This is a genomic window from Streptomyces sp. AC627_RSS907, from assembly GCF_019049165.1.
On record NZ_JAGMUE010001463.1, the window covers coordinates 1 to 672 of the forward strand.

Here is a 672-nt window from a genome sequence, read left to right on the forward strand (position 1 = left end):
GTTGACGATGCCGCGGGGGGGGCCCATGAGGTCCACGCCGAAGTCGCTGTAGAAGTTCTTGTTCTAGACGGCGACGAACGCGTGCTGGACGTCCTTCGGCACCTTGGACAGCTTCACCGACTCGCGGTTGACGTCGCCGGTGCGGGCGAAGACCGTCCCGTCGCTGTAGCGGTAGACGTTGGACTGGGCCTTGGCGGCGGCGTTGCCCGAGGGGACGTCCACGAGCACGTACAGCGCGGCGAGGGCGCCCATGACCAGCGCGATCATCCCGACGGCGTAGGCGAGCAGCTTCCGCCAGGTGAAGAAGCGGCGGATGCCGGTCTTCTTCGGCCTGGCCGACGCGGCGCCGACCTTGCCAGCCGTGCCAGTCTTGCCGGCGTTGCCAGCGCTGGCAGTCTTGCCGGAGTTGCCGGCGTTCGCGGACCCGCGCCCGCGTACGGCCCAGCGTGGCGCGTCCCGCCGCGCGGTGCCGCCTTCGGCGCCGGTGGCCGCGCGGGGCGTGCCGCCGGGTATCGCCGCGGGCGCGTTGTCCGCCGTGGCGCCAGTGGGTTTCCTCACGCGGCGGGCGCGCCTCTGGCGCGCCCGCCTGTCGTCCGCTCGGCCCATGTCTCCCGCCGCTCCAGTCGTTCACCTCACCAGGTCAGACCATGTAGCTAACACCGCAAGAGACGG

1 protein-coding gene is annotated in these 672 nt (G+C 71.6%); it reads right to left on the reverse strand.

Features of this window, described 5'->3' with window-relative positions; genetic code table 11:
- Window positions 1–63 precede the first annotated feature (63 nt).
- Window positions 64–558, reverse strand: coding sequence for a hypothetical protein (locus tag KUM32_RS42455; protein WP_217146915.1), 495 nt, complete (start codon window positions 556–558; stop codon window positions 64–66).
- Window positions 559–672 lie beyond the last annotated feature (114 nt).